23 protein-coding genes are annotated in these 20,480 nt (G+C 71.3%); 16 read left to right on the top strand and 7 right to left on the bottom strand.

What is annotated here, in order from left to right:
- Positions 1 to 51: 51 nt before the first annotated feature.
- Both ACIPXB_RS18035 and ACIPXB_RS18030 read left to right on the top strand, forming a co-directional pair.
- On the top strand, positions 52 to 1,503 hold the full coding sequence (locus ACIPXB_RS18035) for an RDD family protein (protein WP_401450621.1): 1,452 nt from the start codon (positions 52 to 54) through the stop codon (positions 1,501 to 1,503).
- 68 nt (positions 1,504 to 1,571) lie between these two features.
- Positions 1,572 to 2,309 (top strand): RDD family protein, encoded by a 738-nt coding sequence (locus tag ACIPXB_RS18030; protein WP_401450618.1) that lies wholly within the window; start codon positions 1,572 to 1,574, stop codon positions 2,307 to 2,309.
- Between the two features lie 34 nt (positions 2,310 to 2,343).
- Here ACIPXB_RS18030 and ACIPXB_RS18025 read toward each other — a convergent pair whose 3' ends face one another.
- Positions 2,344 to 2,640, bottom strand: a complete 297-nt coding sequence (locus tag ACIPXB_RS18025; protein WP_401450615.1) for a hypothetical protein — start codon at positions 2,638 to 2,640, stop codon at positions 2,344 to 2,346.
- A 384-nt stretch (positions 2,641 to 3,024) separates the two neighbouring features.
- Here ACIPXB_RS18025 and ACIPXB_RS18020 point away from each other — a divergent pair, with 384 nt between their 5' ends.
- Positions 3,025 to 5,430 carry an immune inhibitor A domain-containing protein gene (locus ACIPXB_RS18020; RefSeq protein WP_401450613.1) on the top strand — a complete coding sequence of 802 codons (2,406 nt, stop codon included), beginning with the start codon at positions 3,025 to 3,027 and terminating at the stop codon, positions 5,428 to 5,430.
- Positions 5,431 to 5,587: 157 nt separating this feature from the next.
- Positions 5,588 to 5,893, top strand: coding sequence for a hypothetical protein (locus ACIPXB_RS18015; RefSeq protein ID WP_401450610.1), 306 nt, complete (start codon positions 5,588 to 5,590; stop codon positions 5,891 to 5,893).
- A gap of 56 nt (positions 5,894 to 5,949) precedes the next feature.
- On the opposite strand, the gene ACIPXB_RS18010 is transcribed toward ACIPXB_RS18015, so the two are convergent.
- Both ACIPXB_RS18010 and ACIPXB_RS18005 read right to left on the bottom strand, forming a co-directional pair.
- Positions 5,950 to 6,552, bottom strand: coding sequence for an isochorismatase family protein (locus ACIPXB_RS18010; RefSeq protein ID WP_401450608.1), 603 nt, complete (start codon positions 6,550 to 6,552; stop codon positions 5,950 to 5,952).
- A 355-nt stretch (positions 6,553 to 6,907) separates the two neighbouring features.
- Positions 6,908 to 8,236, bottom strand: a complete 1,329-nt coding sequence (locus tag ACIPXB_RS18005; protein ID WP_401450604.1) for a nicotinate phosphoribosyltransferase — start codon at positions 8,234 to 8,236, stop codon at positions 6,908 to 6,910.
- An 81-nt stretch (positions 8,237 to 8,317) separates the two neighbouring features.
- Here ACIPXB_RS18005 and clpS point away from each other — a divergent pair, with 81 nt between their 5' ends.
- The 8 genes from clpS (at position 8,318) to ACIPXB_RS17965 (ending at position 13,746) form a co-directional block, all read left to right on the top strand.
- On the top strand, positions 8,318 to 8,632 hold the full coding sequence (gene clpS, locus ACIPXB_RS18000) for an ATP-dependent Clp protease adapter ClpS (protein WP_401450602.1): 315 nt from the start codon (positions 8,318 to 8,320) through the stop codon (positions 8,630 to 8,632).
- Positions 8,632 to 9,234, top strand: coding sequence for a DUF2017 domain-containing protein (locus ACIPXB_RS17995; protein WP_401450599.1), 603 nt, complete (start codon positions 8,632 to 8,634; stop codon positions 9,232 to 9,234). Before clpS ends, ACIPXB_RS17995 begins: the two co-directional genes overlap by 1 nt.
- A gap of 404 nt (positions 9,235 to 9,638) precedes the next feature.
- The gene (locus ACIPXB_RS17990) at positions 9,639 to 11,102 is read left to right on the top strand and encodes an amino acid permease (RefSeq protein WP_401450597.1); all 1,464 of its coding nucleotides are present in this window, start codon (positions 9,639 to 9,641) and stop codon (positions 11,100 to 11,102) included.
- 89 nt (positions 11,103 to 11,191) lie between these two features.
- On the top strand, positions 11,192 to 11,614 hold the full coding sequence (locus ACIPXB_RS17985; RefSeq protein ID WP_401450594.1) for a Mov34/MPN/PAD-1 family protein: 423 nt from the start codon (positions 11,192 to 11,194) through the stop codon (positions 11,612 to 11,614).
- Positions 11,615 to 11,691: 77 nt separating this feature from the next.
- Positions 11,692 to 11,799 (top strand): putative leader peptide, encoded by a 108-nt coding sequence (locus ACIPXB_RS17980; protein WP_401450591.1) that lies wholly within the window; start codon positions 11,692 to 11,694, stop codon positions 11,797 to 11,799.
- Positions 11,800 to 11,888: 89 nt separating this feature from the next.
- Complete coding sequence (locus ACIPXB_RS17975; protein ID WP_401450589.1) at positions 11,889 to 12,176, top strand: MoaD/ThiS family protein; 288 nt, start codon at positions 11,889 to 11,891, stop codon at positions 12,174 to 12,176.
- Positions 12,176 to 13,126: a PLP-dependent cysteine synthase family protein gene (locus ACIPXB_RS17970; RefSeq protein ID WP_401450586.1), complete on the top strand. Its 951-nt coding sequence runs from the start codon at positions 12,176 to 12,178 to the stop codon at positions 13,124 to 13,126. Before ACIPXB_RS17975 ends, ACIPXB_RS17970 begins: the two co-directional genes overlap by 1 nt.
- A gap of 185 nt (positions 13,127 to 13,311) precedes the next feature.
- Positions 13,312 to 13,746 (top strand): hypothetical protein, encoded by a 435-nt coding sequence (locus tag ACIPXB_RS17965; RefSeq protein ID WP_401450583.1) that lies wholly within the window; start codon positions 13,312 to 13,314, stop codon positions 13,744 to 13,746.
- 54 nt (positions 13,747 to 13,800) lie between these two features.
- Here ACIPXB_RS17965 and ACIPXB_RS17960 read toward each other — a convergent pair whose 3' ends face one another.
- Together ACIPXB_RS17960 and ACIPXB_RS17955 are read right to left on the bottom strand one after the other, a co-directional pair.
- A complete protein-coding gene (locus ACIPXB_RS17960) occupies positions 13,801 to 14,154 on the bottom strand; it encodes a DUF488 domain-containing protein (RefSeq protein ID WP_401450580.1) in 354 nt (117 codons plus the stop codon).
- Positions 14,151 to 14,567 (bottom strand): hypothetical protein, encoded by a 417-nt coding sequence (locus tag ACIPXB_RS17955; RefSeq protein ID WP_401450577.1) that lies wholly within the window; start codon positions 14,565 to 14,567, stop codon positions 14,151 to 14,153. The genes ACIPXB_RS17960 and ACIPXB_RS17955 overlap by 4 nt, the downstream gene beginning before the upstream one ends.
- Positions 14,568 to 14,779: 212 nt before the next feature.
- Here ACIPXB_RS17955 and ACIPXB_RS17950 point away from each other — a divergent pair, with 212 nt between their 5' ends.
- Positions 14,780 to 15,532, top strand: coding sequence for an MBL fold metallo-hydrolase (locus ACIPXB_RS17950; RefSeq protein ID WP_401450574.1), 753 nt, complete (start codon positions 14,780 to 14,782; stop codon positions 15,530 to 15,532).
- A gap of 125 nt (positions 15,533 to 15,657) precedes the next feature.
- Here ACIPXB_RS17950 and ACIPXB_RS17945 read toward each other — a convergent pair whose 3' ends face one another.
- Positions 15,658 to 16,881 carry a PTS transporter subunit EIIC gene (locus tag ACIPXB_RS17945; protein ID WP_401450805.1) on the bottom strand — a complete coding sequence of 408 codons (1,224 nt, stop codon included), beginning with the start codon at positions 16,879 to 16,881 and terminating at the stop codon, positions 15,658 to 15,660.
- 487 nt (positions 16,882 to 17,368) lie between these two features.
- Positions 17,369 to 18,673 (bottom strand): PTS transporter subunit EIIC, encoded by a 1,305-nt coding sequence (locus ACIPXB_RS17940; protein ID WP_401450572.1) that lies wholly within the window; start codon positions 18,671 to 18,673, stop codon positions 17,369 to 17,371.
- A gap of 151 nt (positions 18,674 to 18,824) precedes the next feature.
- Here ACIPXB_RS17940 and ACIPXB_RS17935 point away from each other — a divergent pair, with 151 nt between their 5' ends.
- From ACIPXB_RS17935 to ACIPXB_RS17925, 3 genes are all read left to right on the top strand, one after another.
- The gene (locus tag ACIPXB_RS17935) at positions 18,825 to 19,136 is read left to right on the top strand and encodes a glucose PTS transporter subunit EIIB (RefSeq protein WP_401450569.1); all 312 of its coding nucleotides are present in this window, start codon (positions 18,825 to 18,827) and stop codon (positions 19,134 to 19,136) included.
- A 119-nt stretch (positions 19,137 to 19,255) separates the two neighbouring features.
- Entirely contained in the window at positions 19,256 to 19,981 is a 726-nt protein-coding gene (gene rph, locus ACIPXB_RS17930; protein ID WP_401450567.1) for a ribonuclease PH, read from the top strand.
- Between the two features lie 99 nt (positions 19,982 to 20,080).
- Positions 20,081 to 20,473: a hypothetical protein gene (locus tag ACIPXB_RS17925; protein WP_401450564.1), complete on the top strand. Its 393-nt coding sequence runs from the start codon at positions 20,081 to 20,083 to the stop codon at positions 20,471 to 20,473.
- Positions 20,474 to 20,480: the final 7 nt, after the last annotated feature.

The raw sequence follows: 20,480 nt of genomic DNA, 5'->3' as shown, positions 1-20,480 counted from the left end.
GCTATGGTCCTGCCCTGCACAAGCCTCAAGCCACGATCGGAGTTGGGGACATTGACGGCCTCCCCTGGTGACGGCGAGCACGCGGCCCGCGAGGGCTACTACCCCGACCCGTCCATCCCCGGGTACGTCCGGTACTGGAACGGCGGGGCCTGGGTGCCCGGTACGAGCCGCCCGGCCGCCCCGGCCGACGAGACCGGACCGGTCTTCCTCGACGACACCTCGCTGTCGGAGGTCCTGGCCGACCCCCGGCCGTCCCCGGTCCCGGTCCCGTCCCCGATCCCGGCACCGGCCCCCTCCCCGTGGCAGGCGGATCCCCTCCACCAGGCCGGCTTCGGCGGCCCCCACGACCGCAGGGTCTCCTGGGGCGACCCCGACGTGCCGGTCCCGTCCCGGGCCGCCGCGGCCGCCCCGGCCCCGGCGGGCGTCTCGCTGCGCCGCAGTGCCGCCGTCGCCGCCCAGGCCGCCCCGCCGGCCCCGGTCTGGCCCGAGGCCGGGCGCGCCGAGGAGGAGGCCGCGCCGCACCCGCCGTCCCCCCGGCCGCTGCGCCCGGTACCGGCGCCCGAGCCCGAGCCCCGGGTCCGGCCCGCACCCCGCCCCGACCCGGAGCCCGTACGCCCGGCCGCCGCCGCACCGGCACCCGCCCCGCCCGTACGGGAACCCGCGTACGAGCCCGTCCGTGAATCCGTCCGTGAATCCGTCCGTGAATCCGTACGGGAACCCGTACGCGAACCCGTACGCGAACCCGCACCGGAGCCCCTGCGCCCGGCCCCCGCGCGGTACACCGCCGAGCACGCCCCGCGCCCGGCGCCCGCTCCCGACCCGGCCCCGGCGCCGAACCCGGTGCCCGCGCCGACGCCGAGCACGGCGCCGGAGACCGCGGCCAGGACCGCGCCCTCGGCCAGGACCGCGCCCGAGCCCGAGCGTGCCCCGGGCCGGGAACCGGACCGGCGGACCGACGGCGCCGCCGCCGACGGCCCCGTCCGCGGCGCCGCCGCCACCCGCGAGGTCTTCGAGCGGATGGCGAAGCCCGACCCCCGGCCCGCCGGGTTCGGGCGCCGGCTGCTCGCCCGTACCCTCGACGGCCTCGTCTTCGCCGCCGTCGGCACGGCCGTCGCCCTGCCCTTCGCCCCCGACGTGACCGCCCACCTCCAGGCCAAGGTCGACGCGGCCGCCGCGCTGGGGAGCGGGCAGCCGGTCACCGTCTGGCTGCTCGACGCCACCACCGCCGGCTACGTCGGGATCGTCCTGGGCGCGCTGCTGCTCTTCGGGGTGTTCTACGAAGCCGTACCGACGGCCAAGTGGGGCCGTACGCCCGGCAAGAAGCTGTGCGGGATCCGGGTCCTGGGCGCCGCGACCCGGCGGCCGCCCACCTTCGGGGCGGCGCTGCGGCGCTGGCTGGTGTACGCGCTGCTCGGTCTGCCCGGAGCCCTGTGGGCGCTGGTCGACCGGCCCTGGCGGCAGGCCTGGCACGACAAGGCGGCGGGCACCTTCGTCGCCCGCTGAGCGCAACGGGTCGCCCGGACGGCGGCTCTCCCGTTGCGGGGTGCGGACACCCGGGTTCGACTCGGGCCATGAGTACCGATCAGCCGCCGCCGGGCGAGCGACCCGAGGACGACCCGTTCCTCAAGAAGCCCCAGGAACCGACGCCTCCGTCGGGCGGTTCGCCGTACGGCTCACCGCCGCCCCCGGAAGGCACTCCGCCGCCCGGCGGCCCGTACGGCGGCGGCGCCGGCGGGGGCGGGGGGTACCCGCCTCCCTCGCCCCCGCCGCCCGGTGGCCCGTACGGAGGCGGCGGCCCCGGCGGGTACGGCATGCCGGACCCGCTCGCGGGCATGCCCCCGCTCGCGGACTTCGGCAAGCGGCTGGCCGCCCGCGTGCTGGACGTGCTGATCGTGGCGATCCCGCTCTTCCTCATCCAGCTGCCGTTCAACAACCGCCGGTACACGGTCGAGACCGACCAGGGCGACGACGTCACCGAGATCATCAGCAGGTCGTACAGCGGCACCGGGCTGATCTGGACCCTGATCGGGATCATCGCGTTCGTCGGCTACGACTGGTTCTTCACCCAGAAGAGCGGCCAGACCCTCGGCAAGAAGGCGCTGGGCCTGCGCGTGGCGATGCTCAACGACGGCAGCGTCCCGCCCTCCGGTGCCGCGCTCGCCCGCGCCGCCGTGCTGTGGCTGCCGACCCTGATCTGCTGCTTCTGCCTGTGGCCGATCGCGCTCATCATTTCGATGCTGGTCGACAAGCCCTACCGGCAGGCGCTGCACGACAAGGTCGCCAAGACGGTGGTGGTCACCACGACCTGAGGCGCGCCCCACGGGTACGACCCGCTGTCAGTACTCAGTGGTGGACGGGATGTTCGGCTGCGGCCGCCCGGGGCTCCGGCACCCGGGCGGCCGCAGGTGCGGGTGCCGCCTGCGGGGCGGCGGCGGAAGCGGCTGCCGCGGCACGCCCGGCGCCGCGTCGCTTCGGCATGGGTACAGTGAGCGCCACGAGCAGGCCGAGCGCGAGGGCGGCCGCGGCGATGACCGCGACGCCGAGCCCCGTACGCGTCTGCGAGAGCAGCAGCATGGCGATGGTCGACACGACGACGGTGGCGGTCCCGTAGGCGAGCTGTGCGGCAGTCGGTCGCGGCATGGCGATTTCCGTCCTCGGAGGCGGGGAGGGGAGTCGGCTCAACTCGGTCGCGCTGTCAAGAGACTCTACGACGGGGGATTCCCGGGGGGAACCGCCAGTAAGCGTGACCTGACCCACGGTGCCGGGGAGCAAGGGGGGCGCACAGGGGCATCGCGCACGCCCCGCGGGGGTGTGGACGCGCCGTTCGCCCCATATGGCTGGGGAACGTCCGGATAGCGGAACTGACTGACCGCATAGTGCAGTTGACCTGGTCAAGTCAAGGTCTGTCTTTTCTTGAGCCTGTCCGGTCAAATGTCGTCACTTGAGACGCGCGCCGCGCGGAACCCCCCACTCCTATGGAGAAGTTCCGACAGTCCATGCGGCCGCGGGAGGGGAACACATCAAGTGACCAGCAATTCCGTGAGGCGGCGCGCCCTGCGCGCCGCGGCCGTGGGTGTGGCGCTCGCCGCGTGCGCCACCACCGCCGCCGCTTTCACCACGGCTCAGGCCGTTTCCGGCCCGGGTGCCCCGGCGGTCGACCGCCAGGACCCGGCGGCCCCGGCGAAGACGAAGGTCGACCACGACCTCCAGGGCCCGTTCAGCAAGCAGCAGGAGCAGGCCCGCGAGGCCGCCCTGGACCAGGTGCTGTCCGGCAAGAAGGACGTCGAGCAGCGCGGCGCCTCCAAGGTCGTCAAGCTCGACGACAAGAAGTACGTCGAGCTCGGCCGCGAGAAGACCGACAAGATCTTCACGATCCTCGTCGAGTTCGGCGACCAGGTCGACAGCACGACCATGCACGACCCGGACGGCCCCGGCCCCAAGCCGCCGGTGCCCAAGTACGGCGGCGAGCCCGGCCCGCTGCGCAACTCCATCCCGAAGCCGGACCGCGCCAAGGACAACAGCACCGCCTGGCGCGCCGACTTCAGCCGCGACTACTTTCAGGACCTGTACTTCGGTACCGGTGAGGGCAAGCACTCGCTGAAGACCTACTACGAGAAGACCTCCTCGGGCCGTTACTCGGTCGAGGGCGAGGTCTCCGACTGGGTCAAGGTGCCGTACAACGAGGCCCGTTACGGCTCGAACTACTGCGGCAGCTCCAACTGCGCCAACGTGTGGGACACCGTCCGTGACGGCGTCACCGCCTGGACCGAGGCGCAGAAGAAGGCCGGCAAGACCGACGAGCAGATCAAGGCGCAGCTGTCCCAGTACGACCAGTGGGACCGCTACGACTTCGACGGCGACGGCAACTTCAACGAGTCCGACGGCTACATCGACCACTTCCAGATCGTCCACGCGGGCGAGGACGAGTCGGCCGGTGGCGGCAAGGAGGGCACCAACGCCCTCTGGGCCCACCGCTGGTACGCCTACGGCACCAGCGCGGGCAAGACCGGCCCGGAGAACAACAAGGCCGGCGGCACGCAGATCGGCAACACCGGCATCTGGGTCGGCGACTACACCATGCAGCCCGAGAACGGCGGCCTCGGTGTCTTCGCCCACGAGTACGGCCACGACCTCGGTCTGCCGGACCTCTACGACACCTCCGGTGGCGGCGAGAACGGCGTCGGCTTCTGGTCCCTGATGTCGGCGGGCTCCTGGCTCGGCGAGGGCAAGGACTCCATAGGCGACATGCCGGGCGACATGACCGCCTGGGACAAGCTCCAGCTGGGCTGGCTGAACTACGACAAGGCCAAGGCCGCGACGAAGTCCACCCACAAGCTGGGCGTGGCCGAGTTCAACACCAAGGACAAGCAGGCGCTGGTCGTCGAGCTGCCCAAGAAGCAGGTCAAGACCGAGGTCGTCGCGCCCGCCGAGGGTTCCACCCAGTGGTGGAGCGGCATGGGTGACGACCTCAAGAACACCCTGACCCGCTCGGTCGACCTGACCGGCAAGTCCTCCGCGTCCCTGTCCCTCAAGGGCTGGTGGGACATCGAGAAGGACTACGACTACCTGTACACCGAGGTGTCCACGGACGGCGGCGCCACCTGGACCGCCCTCGCCGGCACCGCCAACGGCCAGCCCATCCCGGTCGACGCCGCGGGCTCCCCGTCGCTGACCGACGTCTCGGGCGGCTGGCAGGACCTGAAGTTCGGCCTCGACGCCTACGCGGGCAAGAAGGTCGACCTCCGCTTCCGCTACCAGACGGACGGCGGCGCGGGCGGCAAGGGCTTCACCGCCGACGCGATCACCCTGACGGCGGACGGTGCGCAGCTGCTCACCGACGGTGCCGAGGCCGGCGACAACGGCTGGACCCTCAAGGGCTTCTCCCGGATCGGCGCGGACTTCACCAAGGAGTACGCGCAGTACTACATCGCGGAGAACCGCCGCTACGTCTCGTACGACAAGACCCTCCAGGTCGGCCCGTACAACTTCGGCTTCGCCAACACCCGTCCCGACTGGGTCGAGCACTACCCGTACCAGGACGGCCTGCTGATCTGGCAGTGGGACACCTCCCAGAAGGACAACAACACCAGCGTCCACCCCGGCCAGGGCCTGATCCTGCCGGTCGACGCGAACGCCAAGCCCATGAAGTGGGCGGACGGCACCCTGCTGCGCAACAAGATCCAGCCGTACGACGCGACCTTCAGCGCGTACAAGACGGACGCGTTCACCCTCCACAAGAACGGTGAGTCGCTGTTCCTGAAGCCGAAGCCGGCGAACCTGGTCTTCGACGACCGCAAGGGTAAGTACTACTACGACGAGAACCCGACCGGTTCGGTGAAGGTCACTGACACCAACACCAAGATCAAGATCCTGAAGGAGACCTACGACGGCGAGGTCATGACCATCGAGGTCGGCCCCTCCTCGAAGTAATTGGTAAAACCGCAGGTCAAAGCATGATCGGCCGTCGCCCTCTAGCGGGCGGCGGCCGATCGCGTTTAGATGCGGGGGCGAGGTTCGTTATTGACACCGGCACGACCGCCGGCGTCGGCACCGCGAACCCCTTTCCATCTCACGGGGGAGATGCACCATGCCAGGCGGAGGTTTCACCAAGCTCCCGAGCGGGACCGTCGTGGTCGCCCTGACCCTGCCCAGACCGGCCGGGGACGGCGGCCCGGTCCGGGTCCTCGTGCACGCCGCGAACCGGGCCCGCGCCCTGACCAGGCTGCGCAACGTCGGCATGCGGGCCGTCTACCTGCGGGGCAACACCCAGCCGCCGACCCCCGACGAGGTCACGGCGGTGCTGCACCACCCGGACGGCCTGCTGTGGCGGACGGTCCCGGACGACGTCGAGGAGCTCTGGCACCCCATACGCGCCCTCCTGCGGGGCGCGTAGGGCCCGCCCGGCCGCCGCACAGCCGCCCGGTGCCGCCGCCTCGTCCAGCCGCCCGTCTAGCCGCCCGCCACGACCGGGGTGCCGGTCAGCTCCACCCCGGCCTCCCGGAGCTCCTCCAGGGCCCGCCGGGTGGTGTGCGGGGCCACCCCGGCGGTCAGGCCGAGCAGCACACGGGTGGCGAAGCCCTCGCGTACGGCGTCCAGGGCGGTCGCCCGGACGCAGTGGTCGGTGGCGATCCCGACGACGTCGACCTCGCTGACGTCGCGGTCGCGCAGCCACTGGGCCAGGCCGGTGCCGTTCTCGTCGGCGCCCTCGAAGCCGCTGTACGCGGCGGCGTAGGCGCCCTTGTCGAAGACGGCGGCGATGCTGCCGGAGGCGACGGCGGGCGCGAAGTTCGGGTGGAACCCGACGCCCTCGGTGCCGGCGACGCAGTGCACCGGCCAGGACGTCTCGTAGTCCGGCTCGGCGGGCGGCCGGGCGAAGTGCGGGCCGGGGTCGACGTGGTGGTCGCGGGTGGCCACGACGTGCCGGTAGCCCGCCGTGGTCTGGCCGATCAGCTCGGTGACGGCGGCGGCGACGTCGGCGCCGCCCGCCACGGCGAGGCTGCCGCCTTCGCAGAAGTCGTTCTGTACGTCGACGACGATCAGTGCGCGGTGCATGACGCGGTCCTTAGGTCGATGTCTTCGGCGGCCGGCTTTCCCTGCGGGGCCTTTCCCCCACCCCGCCCCTTCCCGAAACGGGGCCCAGTCCCCGACCCCGCGCGCCTCAATCGCCGGCGGGGCTCCACATGCGGGCCTCGGTCCCCGACCCCGCGCGCCTCAATCGCCGGCGGGGCTCCAAGTGTGGGGGCCGAGGGGCGCGTATCCAGCCCGCGCGGCGTTTGAGCGCAGCCTGCTCCCGGGCGGCCTTCCGGCGCCGCCGGGCAGCCGTACCCGGCGCCGCCGGCGATTGAGGCGCTGGGGGTCCCCCGGACGGAGTCTGGGGGAGGGTCCGGGGGCGGAGCCCCCGGTGGGGTCAGGCGTACTCCGTCGGGATCACCGGTTCGCCCCGCGACAGCTGCGTCGCGGACAACGGCAGGGCGGCCCGCGCCGCCACGTGCCGCTCCCGCGCCGCCTCCAGCGGCTCGCGCGCGACCACCTCGCCCCCCTTGACCAGCTCCACCAGCAGCTGCCGCGACGACAGCGCCGCCGGCACCGGGCCCGTGCCGATGACCTCCGCCTCGGCGACCCCGTCCGCGTCCGGCCGGCGCGCCGCCCACTTGCGGCCGCCGATCGAGGTCTTGCCGCCGGAGGACTTCTTCGCCACCGGCACCAGCGGCGCCTTCGGGTCCGCCGACCCGGCCCGCGCGACGAGCTTGTAGACCATCGAGCAGGTCGGGTGCCCGCTGCCGGTGACCAGCTGCGTGCCCACTCCGTACGCGTCCACCGGAGCGGCCGCCAGCGAGGCGATCGCGTACTCGTCCAGGTCGGACGTCACCACGATCCGGGTCCCCGTCGCGCCCAGCTCGTCCAGCTGCTGGCGGACCCGGTGGGCCACCAGCAGCAGGTCGCCGGAGTCGATCCGGACGGCGCCCAGCTTCGGCCCGGCGATCTCCACCGCCGTACGCACGGCCTCCGCGACGTCGTACGTGTCCACCAGCAGCGTCGTCCCGCCGCCCAGCGAGGACACCTGCGCCTGGAACGCGTCGCGCTCGCTGTCGTGCAGCAGGGTGAACGCGTGGGCCGCCGTCCCCACCGTCGGGATCCCGTACCGGAAGCCCGCCGCCAGGTCCGAGGTCGAGGAGAAGCCGCCCACGTACGCGGCCCGCGCCGCGGCGACCGCCGCCAGCTCGTGGGTGCGCCGCGCGCCCATCTCGATCAGCGGCCGGCCACCGGCGGCCGAGGCCATCCGCGAGGCCGCCGCCGCGATGGCGGAGTCGTGGTTGAGGATCGACAGGATCACCGTCTCCAGCAGCACGCACTCCGCGAAGCTGCCCTCCACCCGCAGCACGGGCGAGCCCGGGAAGTAGACCTCGCCCTCCGGGTAGCCCCAGATGTCGCCCGAGAAGCGGTACGAGGACAGCCAGTCCAGGGTCCGCATGTCGACGACGGCCCGCTCCCGCAGGAACTCCAGCACCGCCGAGTCGAAGCGGAAGTTCTCCACCGCGTCCAGTACCCGGCCGGTGCCCGCCACGACGCCGTAGCGCCGGCCCTCGGGCAGCCGCCGGGTGAACACCTCGAAGACCGAGCGGCGGTCGGCGGTGCCGTTGGCCAGGGCGGCCTGCACCATCGTGAGCTCGTAATGGTCCGTGAAGAGCGCTGTCGACGGCACGTCCACCGGCAGGCCCAGGTCCGCAGGGTTCATGCCACGGATGCTAGCGCACATTTCGTCAAACTGACGAGATCGGGCACCCCGTTTGTGCGACCGACCGGTCACAGTGGCAGCATGGGACGAGTGAGTGTTGCTCCCATTGAGATCGAACGCACCGAATCCGCCGAGGAGACCTTCGCGGTCCCCTCACCGGACGTCCCCTGGGTGACCCTGGTGCACAACGACCCGGTCAACCTCATGAGCTACGTGACGTACGTGTTCCAGGCGTACTTCGGCTACTCCAAGGACAAGGCGCACAAACTGATGCTCGACGTCCACCACAAGGGGCGGGCGGTCGTCTCCAGCGGCACCCGCGAGGAGATGGAGCGCGACGTGCAGGCCATGCACGGCTACGGCCTGTGGGCCACCCTCTCGCAGGACCGCGGCTGATGGGCGGCACCTTCCAGGCCCTGGACGGCGGGGGCGCGGCCATCGTCCTCGACGACATCGAGATCTCCATCCTGCGCTCGCTGGCCGTCCAGCTGCTGGAGCTGATCGGGCCGGGCGAGCCCGAGCCGGCCGCCGACGCCGATCCGCTGGCCGCGCTGTTCGCGGAAGGGCCGAGCGAGCCCCCGTCCGACCCGGCGCTGGCGCGGCTCTTCCCCGACGCCTACGGCGGGCCGGCCGGCCCGCAGGCCCCGGGGGCCGACCCGGCGGAGCTGGCGGCGATGTCGGCGGAGTTCCGCCGGTTCACCGAGAACGACCTGCGCACCCGCAAGCGCGAGGACGCGCTGGCCGTCGTACGGAGCCTGGACGCCGTGGCGCCGGCCGGAGGCGGCGAGGCCGAGCTGGAGCTCACCGGCGAGCTGCCGATGCGCTGGCTGGGCGCCCTGAACGACCTGCGGCTGACCATCGGGGCGCGGCTGGAGATCACCGAGGACGACGAGAGCGCGCAGCTCTTCCGGCTGCCGGACGACGACCCGCGCAAGCCCATGGTGATGGCGTACCTGTGGCTGGGCGGGCTCCAGGAGACCCTCATCGAGACCCTCTAGTCCGGCCCGCCGGGCCGGAAGGCCTTGACGGGGGTCTCGTCCCGGCCGGCCCGGCCGGCGGAGTGGGTCCGTCGCCCGTTCGTCACCCTTTGGGCGCCTTCCGTTCGCTCAGCGGACGCTCAAATCCGGATAACGATCAGATCACCACCATGTGGTGATCTGATCGTTTTCGGGCTGTCTGTCCGGATTTTGTCGTGGCGCGTGTCACATCCGGTCCCGCCGGTCACCCATAAGCCCGTGATAGATCTTCACGACCGCCGCCGGGACGCCACCCCTGTCCCCGCGGCGCTGCTTGAACCGGCTGACCGCCGGCGTGCAACTCCATCCGTATCCGGGGGGATCGAGGAACCCGATCCGCCGCCCCTTCCAGGGCGCGGGTCGGCGTGGAGAAAGGCGCACCAGACATGACCTCTGTGCAGGTCGAGCAGCACGACAACGGGCCGGCCAAGCCGGCAGGTGGCGGCGAGGGCGAGGGCGACGGTTACCACCGCGCACTCGGCGCCCGCCAGATCCAGATGATCGCCATCGGCGGGGCCATCGGCACGGGCCTCTTCCTCGGCGCGGGCAAGGCCATCTCCAAGGCCGGACCCAGCCTGATCCTGGCCTACGCCATCGCGGGCCTGGTCATCTTCTTCATCATGCGGGCGCTGGGCGAGCTGCTCATGTACCGCCCCGTCTCGGGCTCCTTCTCGGACTACGCCCGGGAGTTCCTCGGCCCGTTCTGGGGGTACGCGACGGGCTGGACGTACTGGCTCTTCTGGGTGGTCACCGGCATCACCGAGGTGACCGCGGCCGCGCAGTACATGGCCTACTGGACGGGCGACAGCTTCCCGCAGTGGGCGTACGCGCTGATCTTCACCGTGATCCTCTACGGCGCGAACCTGATCTCCGTGAAGCTCTTCGGTGAGCTGGAGTTCTGGTTCTCCATGGTCAAGGTCACCGCCATCGTCGGCATGATCCTGATCTGCGCCGGCATCCTCACCATCGGCTTCTCGGACGCCGCGGCCACCGCCTCGGTCTCCAACCTGTGGAACGACGGCGGCTTCTTCCCCAAGGGCATCGGCGGCACGCTGATGACCCTGCAGATCGTGATGTTCGCCTTCCTCGCGGTCGAGCTGGTCGGCGTCACCGCCGGCGAGTCCAAGGACCCGGCCAAGACCCTCCCCAAGGCCATCAACACCGTGCCGTGGCGCATCGCCGTCTTCTACGTCGGCGCGCTCATCATGATCCTGTCGGTGGTGCCGTGGTCGCACTTCCAGCCCGGCGTCTCGCCCTTCGTCGCCGCCTTCGAGCGGATGGGCCTCGGCGTCGGCGCGGCCATCGTCAACTTCGTCGTGCTGACCGCGGCGCTGTCCTCCTGCAACTCGGGCATGTACTCCACCGGCCGCATGCTGCGCGACCTCGCGCTCAACGGCCAGGGCCCGAAGCTGTTCACCAAGCTGACCAAGAACGGCACGCCGCTCGTCGGCACCACCTTCTCGGCCTCGCTCATGCTGGTCGGCGTCTGGATCAACTACGTGGCCCCCGGCAAGGCCTTCGACTACGTCGTCTCCTTCGCCACCATCTCCGGCATGTGGGCCTGGATCATGATCCTGGTCTGCCAGATCCGCTACCGGGCCAAGTCGGACCGCGGTGAGCTGCCCGCGTCCCCGTTCCGCGCCCCCGGCGCCCCGTGGACCAGCTGGTTCGCCCTGCTCTTCATCGGCATGGTCATCGTGATGATGGGCGCCGACAAGGACGCCCGCGTCTCGCTGTACTGCGCCCCGCTGTGGGGTCTGCTCCTCGGCGTGTCCTACCTGGTGCTGACCAAGCGCGCCGGCGGCTCCGGCGGTACCAGCGTCAAGATCTCGGTCGACATCGACGCCTGATCCGGCGCTCCCGGCACCCCCGTCCAGCATTCGGGCCCTCCCGTACCACCCCTCGGTACGGGAGGGCCCGTCTGCTTATCCTGTCGCTCATGCTGACCCTCACCCAGGCCCTGTACGACCAGATCGTCGAGCACGCCCGCAAGGACCACCCGGACGAGGCGTGCGGCGTCGTGGCCGGCCCGGCGGGCACCGGCCGCCCCGAGCGGTTCATCCCGATGCTCAACGCCGCCCGCTCGCCCACGTTCTACGAGTTCGACTCCAAGGACCTGCTGGCGCTCTACCGCGAGATGGACGACCGCGACGAGGAGCCGGTGATCATCTACCACTCCCACACCGCGACCGAGGCCTACCCCTCGCGCACGGACGTCACGTACGCGAACGAGCCCGGCGCGCACTACGTGCTGGTCTCCACGGCCGACACCGACGGGGCGGGGGAGTTCCAGTTCCGCTCGTACCGCATCGTCGACGGCGTGATCACCGAGGAGGAAGTGCAGGTCGTGGCGGCCTACTGACCACCATGCGAGAAGGGTGCGTCCGGAATGTGGGATCACACTCCAAACCGCCATCGGGGAATCGTTAACATGACCGCATGGTTTCCCACGACGTGAGCATCGAGACGCCCGGCACAGTGCTGCTCGTGGCGCGGCTGCACGTCGACCTGTGCCGCCTCGCCAGCGCCATCTGTCCTGCTGTCTGAGCCCGCCGCAGTACCTTCCGCACCACACCACAGCCCCTCTCGCGCGGGGGCTCAGAGCCGCGCGCCCCATGTGACAACAGGAGCCTGTCATGGCCATCGAGGTCCGCATCCCCACCATCCTCCGCACCTACACCGACGGCGAGAAGGCCGTGAGCGGTGAGGGCAGCACGCTCGCCGAGCTCTTCGCCGACCTCGAGACCCGCCACAAGGGCATCCAGGAGCGCATCGTCGACGAGTCCAAGGGCGGCGAGCTGCGCCGCTTCGTGAACGTCTACCTCAACGACGAGGACGTCCGCTTCCTCGCCGGCATCGCCACCGAGGTCAAGGACGGCGACAACGTCACCATCCTCCCGGCCGTCGCCGGCGGCTCGAAGTAATGCGTTACGACTCCCCGCTCGCGGCGGTCGGCCACACCCCGCTGGTCCGGCTGCCCCGGCTGTCGCCCTCCGCCGACGTGCGGATCTGGGCCAAGCTGGAGGACCGCAACCCGACCGGCTCGATCAAGGACCGCCCGGCGCTCCACATGATCGAGCAGGCCGAGAAGGCCGGCCGCCTGACCCCGGGGTGCACGATCCTGGAGCCCACCTCCGGCAACACCGGCATCTCGCTGGCCATGGCCGCGAAGCTCAAGGGCTACCGCATCGTGTGCGTCATGCCGGAGAACACCTCGCAGGAGCGGCGTGACCTCCTGGCGATGTGGGGAGCCGAGATCATCTCCTCGCCGGCCGCGGGCGGCTCCAACACCGCCGTGCGCGTGGCGAAGGAACTGGCGGCGGAGCATCCGGACTGGGTGATGCTCTACCAGTACGGCAACCCCGACAACGCGGGCGCCCACTACGCCACCACGGGCCCGGAGATCCTCACCGACCTGCCCTCCATCACCCACTTCGTGGCGGGCCTGGGCACCACCGGCACCCTGATGGGCGTCGGCCGCTACCTGCGCGAGCACAAGCCCGACATCAGGATCATCGCGGCCGAGCCGCGCTACGACGACCTGGTCTACGGCCTGCGCAACCTCGACGAGGGCTTCGTCCCCGAGCTCTACGACGCCTCCGTGCTCACCTCGCGCTACTCGGTGGGCTCCGCGGACGCCGTCACCCGTACGCGCGAACTGCTGCGCGAGGAGGGCATCTTCGCCGGCGTCTCCACCGGCGCCGCCCTGCACGCGGCGATCGGGGTGGGCCGCAAGGCCGTCGCGGCGGGCGAAACGGCGGACATCGTCTTCGTCGTGGCCGACGGCGGCTGGAAGTACCTCTCGACGGGCGTCTACACGGCGGCCACCACGGAAGAGGCCATCGAGGTCCTCCAGGGCCAGCTCTGGGCCTGACCACCCCTCGATCGGCACGGGCCGGGCCGGGAACCGAAAGGTTCCCGGCCCGGCCCGTTTCCGTACCTCATGCCCGTGCGCCGTGGCCCCTCACGTCACCCGTTCGGCCGCCCGCGGGTCGCCGCCGGCAGCGGCGCGGCGGACGCTCGAATCGCCCGACCGTCCCACGAGAGGAAGGTGGCGCGATGACGGCCACACCCGGCGGCGCACCCCGCACCACCCCGTCCGCCGCCAAGGACCCGTACGGCGGATGGGTCTCCGGACCCGCCTCGTTCGCCGGGTTCATGCTCAGCCTCTTCGGCGTGTCCGCGATCTTCGAGGGCATCGCCGCCCTCGCGAACGACGACGTCTACCTGGGCGTCGGGGACTACACCTTCGCGTTCAACCTCACCACGTGGGGCTGGATCCACCTGATCCTGGGCGTGCTCTCGCTCGTCACCGGCCTCGCCCTCCTCAAGGGCCAGGCCTGGGCGCGGTACGCCGGCCTCGTCCTCGCGACGCTGTCGGTGATCGCGAACTTCATCTGGCTGCCCTACCAGCCGTGGTGGTCGCTGATCGCCATCGCCATCGGCCTCTACATCGTCTACGCCCTGTGCTTCGCGGTGCCACGGGCGCGGTGACCGGCCTTCCGGCCCGGAGCCGCAGCCTCTGACCCGGAGCCGCCGGCCGCGCCGTCAGGACGGCGCGGCCAGCAGCTCCGCCAGGATCGACGCGTGACTGGACTCCGGCGTCCGGACCGCCGTCACCAGCGTCAGCGGACCCGCCGCCGCCAGCGCCCGCAGATGCGCCAGCGCCGCCTCCGCCTCGGGCGTCCGCAGCTCCTCCTCGTACCGGGCCCGGAACTCCTCCCACGACCCCCCGCCGTGCCACCACGTGCGCAGCTCCGAGGACGGCGTCACCACCTTGGGCCACTCGTCCACCCGCGCCGCCGCCTTCGCCAGCCCGCGCGGCCACAGCCGGTCCACCAGCACCCGTACGCCGTCCGCCACCGGGTCCGGTGCCTCGTACACACGCCGCAGCCGGATCATCCGTGCCCACCTCCGAGTCCCTTGACCTCGTCCCACACCGCGGGGTCCAGCACACCCACCCGGCGCCGGAACTCCCACACCGACACCTCCTCCGGCCGGTCCGCCTCCAGGAACCCCGGCCGGCCGTGCGCGTCGCCCACCATGCCGGGCGGCAGCGGGATCACCCCGGCCCGCTCGTCGTGGTACTTCCCGGTGACCTGCGCGATCCGCGCCCGCCGCCTCCGTACCGACAGCACCAGGCACGCCCGGTCGTCGGCCAGCCGCCAGAGCTCGCCCGCCCGGGGCCGCGGCGCCGGCCCCGGACCGTGCACCGCACGGGCCGCCGGCGCACCGCGGGCCCGGCCGCCCGCCACCAGCACGACCAGCGCCACGGCCACCACCGCGGCCACGGCCGGCCACCAGGACGTGTCCATGGATCGACCGTAACCGCGCCCCGGCCACCCGGCACGGCAACCCCCGCGGCCCCGTCGCTCCCCCGGGTGACACCACAGGTGAGTTCCCCCACAACGGCACGCCGTGGAGGAGCGACCGGAGGTTTCGCGCCTTACGCTCGACGCACCGCACGACCCCCGACGCCCTCCCCGTCTCCGCCCGCCACGGACCGTCCACGGAGGTTCCCGCTCCCATGAAGCTCACCGTCGTCGGCTGCTCGGGTTCGTTCCCGTCCGCGGAATCGGCCTGCTCGAGCTACCTCGTCGAGGCCGACGGCTTCCGGCTGCTCCTCGACATGGGCAACGGCGCCCTCGGCGAGCTGCAGCGCCACATCGGTCTCTACGACCTCGACGCGATCTTCCTCAGCCACCTGCACAGCGATCACTGCATCGACATGTGCGCGTACTTCGTGGCCCGCTACTACCGCCACGAGGGCGGCCGCTGCGGCACGATCCCCGTGTACGGCCCGGAAGGCACCGAGAAGCGCCTGACCGCCGCCTACGAGGACGTCCCCGACGAGCGCTCGATGAGCGAGGTCTTCGAGTTCCGGACCCTGAAGTCCGGCACCTTCGAGATCGGCCCGTTCCAGGTCCGCACCGAGCGCGTCTGCCACCCCGTCGAGGCGTTCGGCATCCGCGTCGAGCACGACGGCCGCTCCCTGACGTACTCCGGGGACACCGGCGTCTGCCCCGAGCTGGGACTGCTCGCCGAGGGCGCCGACCTCTTCCTGTGCGAGGCCTCGTTCACGCACGGCAAGGAGGACATCCCCGGCCTGCACCTCAACGGCCGCGAGGCCGGCGAGTACGCGCATCGGGGCGGCGTCGGCCGCCTGGTCCTCACCCACATCCCGCCGTGGACCTCCGCCGACGAGAACCTCGCCGACGCCCGTGCGGTGTACGGCGGCCCGGTCGACCTCGCGTACGCGGGCGCCGTCTACGAGGTCTGACCGGGCCCGTACGGCGCGTCCGCACGGCGGGTCCGCACGGCGGGTCCGCACGGCATGTACGGATACGGCGGAGCCCCCGCCCTCCCATCAAGGAGGGCGGGGGCTCCGCCGTATTGCCCGGGGTGTTACTTGGCCTCGGCCTTGGCCAGCTCGGCCAGCTCCTCGTCGGACTCGCGGCCCGGCGTCGGGAGGTTGAACTTGGTGATCGCGAAGCGGAAGATCACGTAGTAGAGGGCGGCGAAGCACACGCCGACCAGCAGCAGGCCCAGCGGCTTGGACGCGATGCCGAAGTTCAGCAGGTAGTCGATCGCACCGGCGGAGAAGCCGAAGCCGTCCTTCATGCCGAGCGCCCAGGTCAGCGCCATGGAGACACCGGTCAGCAGCGCGTGGATCGCGTACAGCACCGGAGCGATGAACATGAAGGTGAACTCGATCGGCTCGGTGATGCCGGTGATGAAGGCGGTGAGCGCGAGGGAGAACATCATGCCGCCGACGACCTTGCGGCGCTCGGGACGGGCGCAGTGGACGATCGCGAGGCAGGCCGCCGGGAGGGCGAACATCATGATCGGGAAGAAGCCGGTCATGAACTGGCCGGCGGTCGGGTCACCGGCGATGAAGCGGGCGATGTCACCGTGCACGGTGCCGTCGGGGCCCTCGAAGGAACCGGCCTGGAGCCACGGGAAGGAGTTCAGCAGGTGGTGCATGCCGACCGGGATCAGCGCACGGTTGGCGACACCGAAGATGCCCGCGCCGGCGGCGCCGGAGCCGACCAGCCACTCGCCGAAGCCGTGGATGCCCTTGCCCAGGATCGGCCAGATCAGACCGAAGACGATGCCGAGGACCAGACCGGCGAAGGAGGAGAGGATCGGCACCAGGCGGCGGCCGCCGAAGAAGCCCGCCCAGTCCGGCAGCTTGGTGCGGAAGAACCGCTGGTACAGCAGGGCGGTCACGATGCCCATGACCACGCCGCCCAGCACACCGGCGTCCACCGCGGGCGCCACCATGACGATCTTGTGGTCGACGATCGCCTCGACCTTCGGCAGGCTGCCGTCGGTGAACTTGCCGAGGACCGCCTTGAAGACCAGGTAGCCGGTGACCGCGGCGAGACCGGTGGAACCGTCGGCCTTCTTCGCGAAGCCGACGGCGATGCCGACGGCGAAGAGCAGGGCCATGTTGCTGAAGATGGCCCCACCGCCGGCGGCCATGTACGAGGCGATGGTGTTGACGAACTCGGGGAGCGACGTGCTGCCCAGCATGTCGTTCTGGCCGAACCGGACCAGCAGGGCGGCGGCCGGCAGGACGGCGATCGGCAGCATGAGGCTGCGGCCGATGCGCTGGGCCACGGCCATCGCGCCGGAGCCCTTCTTCTTCTCGGCCGCGGGGGCGGCAGCCGTGGTCACAAGTTCCTCCAGTGGGCAAGGCGCCGCCCGGGGGTGGAAAGCACGGGGACCGGCGGCGTCTTCAGAAACAGGGGACGCACGGGCCCCGGTGAGGGGCGCGTGGTCTACACCAATGCGTGGTGTAGACCAGTTGTAGCATGGTCCGGGTTAGATAAGGAACCTTCGATTTCCTGTGGCCTGGATCACACTCTCCGTCCCGGGTCGGAGGTGCCCGCACCGCCCGTTTCCGGGCGCGCCGAAGGCCCCCGGACCGCTGGATCCGAGGGCCCTTCCCGCCGGGCCGGAAGCCCTGCGGCGCCGAGGGGCCGCTACGCCCGCGGGCCGCTGCACCTCGGGGCCGCTGCATCTCGGGGCCGCTACGCCTCGGCGCGGCTACGCCTCGGCGCGGCTACGCCTCGGCGCGGCTACGCCTCGGCGCGGCTACGCCTCGGCGCGGCTACGCCTTGATGTTGTCCCGCTGCATCTCCGCGATCTCCTCGTCCGACTCCCGCCCCGGCGTCGCCAGGTCCATCGCCGTGATCAGCACCCGGAAGACGACGTAATAGACCACCGCGAACCCCAGTCCGATCGGGATGATCAGCCACGGCTTGGTCGCCAGCCCCCAGTTGATGACGTAGTCGATCAGGCCCGCGGAGAACGAGAACCCGTCGTGGACCCCCAGCCCCCAGGTCACCGCCATCGACACACCGGTCAGGACCGCGTGGATCACGTACAGGATCGGCGCCACGAAGAGGAACGAGTACTCCAGCGGCTCGGTGATGCCCGTGACGAACGACGTCAGCGCCACCGACAGCATCAGCCCGCCGACCTCCTTGCGGCGCTGCGGCTTCGCGCAGTGCGTGATCGCCAGCGCCGCCGCCGGCAGCGCGAACATCATGATCGGGAAGAAGCCCGACAGGAACTGCCCCGCGTTCGGGTCGCCTTCCAGGAACATCGGGATGTCACCGTGCACGACCCGCCCGTCCGGCGTCGTGTACGAGCCGAACTGGAACCAGACGGGCACGTTCAGGAACTGGTGCAGGCCGATCACCAGCAACGCCCGGTTCGCCACCCCGAAGATCCCCGCGCCCCAGGAGCCGATGGCCACCAGCCAGTCGCTGAACGCCTCCAGCCCGTCGCCGATCGGCGGCCAGATCCACAGGCACAGCGACGCGAACACGATCGCCACGCCCGCCATGATGATCGGCACCAGCCGGCGGCCGTTGAAGAAGCCCAGCCAGTCCACCAGCTTCACCCGGTGGTAGCGCTGCCAGAACCAGGCCGTCAGCAGCCCCATCACGATGCCGCCGAACACCCCCGGATTCGTGTACGTGTACCCCGCGAACGCCTCGTCCGGCCCCAGACACGCGCCGCTGATGTCCCGGAACCCCGGCGGACACGGGTTCGGGAACGCCCGCAGCACCCCCCGGTACGCCAGGAACCCCGCCACCGCCGCCAGCGCCGTCGACCCGTCCGCCTTCTTCGCCATACCGATCGCGACACCGACGCAGAACAGCAGAGGCAGCCCGAGATCGCTGTCCAGCAGCGCACCGCCCGCACCCGCCATCACCCTCGCGACGGTGTCCCAGCCCAGACCGTCCGAACCGAACACGTCGGCCAGGCCCAGCCGGTTGAGGATGCCGGCCGCCGGCAGCACCGCGATGGGCAGCTGGAGACTGCGGCCCATCTTCTGCAGCCCCTGGAACAGACTGTTCCGCCACGGCTGTCGCGGCCCCGCGGCCGCGGCGCTGTCCGCGCTCATCCGGCAACCTCCTGACGGCCCGTTTTGGTGGCGGCGGCCGGTGCGGCACACTGGTGTAGACCACCTGTGATGCGGTCGCCTTCACCCGCCCGGAGGGCAGGTCGCCGCTGATCGTCATCATTCGGCAGAAGCACCACCCGCGCTCGCGAAGATGGGCCAACCGTGGGTTACCGTGACAAAGCGGTCCCCGCATGCGGACCCCGCGCATACAGGCACTCAGGGAGAACACATGGCCACCAAGGCTGAGAAGATCGTCGCCGGACTCGGCGGCATCGACAACATCGAAGAGGTCGAGGGCTGCATCACCCGCCTGCGCACCGAGGTGGCCGACCCCGACCTCGTCGACGAGGCCGCCCTCAAGGCCGCCGGCGCCCACGGCGTCGTCCGCATGGGCACCGCCGTCCAGGTCGTCATCGGCACCGACGCCGACCCGATCGCCGGCGAGATCGAAGACATGATGTGAGCTGAGCCCGCGGCTCACCCCGAAGACCCCGTCCCGGCCGCATCCGGACGGGGTCTTCCCGTTCACCCGTCCTTTTCGCCCGTCCCTGCCGTTCACCCGCAACGACTAGGCTCACCACCATGTCTCGCATCGACGGCCGCACCCCCGAACAGCTCCGCCCGGTCACCATCGAACGCGGATGGAGCAAGCACGCAGAGGGCTCCGTCCTCATCTCCTTCGGCGACACCAAGGTCTTCTGCACCGCCTCCTTCACCGAAGGTGTCCCGCGCTGGCGCAAGGGCAGCGGCGAGGGCTGGGTCACCTCCGAGTACTCGATGCTGCCCCGCTCCACCAACACCCGCGGCGACCGCGAATCCGTCCGCGGCAAGATCGGCGGCCGCACCCACGAGATCTCCCGCCTCATCGGACGCTCGCTGCGCGCCGTCATCGACTACAAGGCCCTCGGCGAGAACACCATCGTCCTGGACTGCGACGTCCTCCAGGCCGACGGCGGCACCCGCACCGCCGCCATCACCGGCGCCTACGTCGCACTGGCCGACGCCGTCGCCTGGGGCCAGTCCAAGAAGCTCATCAAGGCCGGCCGCAAGCCCCTGACCGGCACCGTCGCCGCCGTCAGCGTCGGCATCGTCGACGGCGAACCCCTCCTCGACCTCTGCTACGAGGAGGACGTCCGCGCCGAGACCGACATGAACGTCGTCTGCACCGGCGACGGCCGCTTCGTCGAGGTCCAGGGCACCGCCGAGGGCGAGCCCTTCGACCGCAAGGAACTCAACGCCCTGCTCGACCTCGCCGCCGGCGGCTGCGCCGACCTCGAGGCCATCCAGCGCGGAGCGCTCGGCCTCTGACGCAACCGCGGCCCGCTCCGCACCGTCTCCACCAGTACGGGCGCACGATCCACCATCGTGCGCCCGTCCACGTATCCGACCCAGGGGGGATCCGTCCCGATGACCACGCACCACCGCCACCGTCTGGCCGCGCTCGCCCTCGCCGGAGCCCTCGTGGTCCCGGCCCTCGCCTCCTGCTCCGCCCTCTCCACCGCCCTGGACTGCGCCAACACCGCCGTCGCCATCGCCGACGGCGCCAACGACCTCCAGCAGGCCGTCTCCCAGGCCGGCAACAGCCCGCAGGACGCCCAGAACGCCCTCAACCAGATCGAGACGAGCCTGAAGAAGATCGGCGACCAGACCGACAACGCCGACCTCGGCAAGGCCATCGACTCGATGAACACGGCCGTCAAGAACGCCCGCACCGCCATCGAGCAGGGCAACCCCACCCCCGACGTCAAGCCCGTCGCCGACGCCGCCTCCGAGATCTCCAAGGTCTGCACACCCAGCTGACCGGAGA

It is taken from the genome of Streptomyces sp. NPDC090022 (assembly GCF_044748145.1).
Taxonomy (GTDB): domain Bacteria; phylum Actinomycetota; class Actinomycetes; order Streptomycetales; family Streptomycetaceae; genus Streptomyces.
Note: the sequence above shows the minus strand (reverse complement) of the source record. Positions and strands in the feature narration are given on the sequence as shown.

What these genes read in the sequence shown, in the direction of transcription:
- ACIPXB_RS17940 (WP_401450572.1), bottom strand. Translation starts at nt 18,673, where the DNA reads ATGAGCGCGGACAGCGCCGCGGCCGCGGGGCCGCGACAGCCGTGGCGG.
- ACIPXB_RS17965 (WP_401450583.1), top strand. Translation starts at nt 13,312, where the DNA reads ATGACGGCCACACCCGGCGGCGCACCCCGCACCACCCCGTCCGCCGCC.
- ACIPXB_RS18015 (WP_401450610.1), top strand. Translation starts at nt 5,588, where the DNA reads ATGCCAGGCGGAGGTTTCACCAAGCTCCCGAGCGGGACCGTCGTGGTC.
- rph (WP_401450567.1), top strand. Translation starts at nt 19,256, where the DNA reads ATGTCTCGCATCGACGGCCGCACCCCCGAACAGCTCCGCCCGGTCACC.
- clpS (WP_401450602.1), top strand. Translation starts at nt 8,318, where the DNA reads ATGGGACGAGTGAGTGTTGCTCCCATTGAGATCGAACGCACCGAATCC.
- ACIPXB_RS18030 (WP_401450618.1), top strand. Translation starts at nt 1,572, where the DNA reads ATGAGTACCGATCAGCCGCCGCCGGGCGAGCGACCCGAGGACGACCCG.
- ACIPXB_RS17950 (WP_401450574.1), top strand. Translation starts at nt 14,780, where the DNA reads ATGAAGCTCACCGTCGTCGGCTGCTCGGGTTCGTTCCCGTCCGCGGAA.
- ACIPXB_RS18010 (WP_401450608.1), bottom strand. Translation starts at nt 6,552, where the DNA reads ATGCACCGCGCACTGATCGTCGTCGACGTACAGAACGACTTCTGCGAA.
- ACIPXB_RS17975 (WP_401450589.1), top strand. Translation starts at nt 11,889, where the DNA reads ATGGCCATCGAGGTCCGCATCCCCACCATCCTCCGCACCTACACCGAC.
- ACIPXB_RS17945 (WP_401450805.1), bottom strand. Translation starts at nt 16,881, where the DNA reads ATGGCCGTGGCCCAGCGCATCGGCCGCAGCCTCATGCTGCCGATCGCC.
- ACIPXB_RS17980 (WP_401450591.1), top strand. Translation starts at nt 11,692, where the DNA reads ATGGTTTCCCACGACGTGAGCATCGAGACGCCCGGCACAGTGCTGCTC.
- ACIPXB_RS17955 (WP_401450577.1), bottom strand. Translation starts at nt 14,567, where the DNA reads ATGGACACGTCCTGGTGGCCGGCCGTGGCCGCGGTGGTGGCCGTGGCG.
- ACIPXB_RS17935 (WP_401450569.1), top strand. Translation starts at nt 18,825, where the DNA reads ATGGGCCAACCGTGGGTTACCGTGACAAAGCGGTCCCCGCATGCGGAC.
- ACIPXB_RS17925 (WP_401450564.1), top strand. Translation starts at nt 20,081, where the DNA reads ATGACCACGCACCACCGCCACCGTCTGGCCGCGCTCGCCCTCGCCGGA.
- ACIPXB_RS17970 (WP_401450586.1), top strand. Translation starts at nt 12,176, where the DNA reads ATGCGTTACGACTCCCCGCTCGCGGCGGTCGGCCACACCCCGCTGGTC.
- ACIPXB_RS18005 (WP_401450604.1), bottom strand. Translation starts at nt 8,236, where the DNA reads ATGAACCCTGCGGACCTGGGCCTGCCGGTGGACGTGCCGTCGACAGCG.
- ACIPXB_RS17990 (WP_401450597.1), top strand. Translation starts at nt 9,639, where the DNA reads ATGACCTCTGTGCAGGTCGAGCAGCACGACAACGGGCCGGCCAAGCCG.
- ACIPXB_RS17985 (WP_401450594.1), top strand. Translation starts at nt 11,192, where the DNA reads ATGCTGACCCTCACCCAGGCCCTGTACGACCAGATCGTCGAGCACGCC.
- ACIPXB_RS17995 (WP_401450599.1), top strand. Translation starts at nt 8,632, where the DNA reads ATGGGCGGCACCTTCCAGGCCCTGGACGGCGGGGGCGCGGCCATCGTC.
- ACIPXB_RS17960 (WP_401450580.1), bottom strand. Translation starts at nt 14,154, where the DNA reads ATGATCCGGCTGCGGCGTGTGTACGAGGCACCGGACCCGGTGGCGGAC.
- ACIPXB_RS18025 (WP_401450615.1), bottom strand. Translation starts at nt 2,640, where the DNA reads ATGCCGCGACCGACTGCCGCACAGCTCGCCTACGGGACCGCCACCGTC.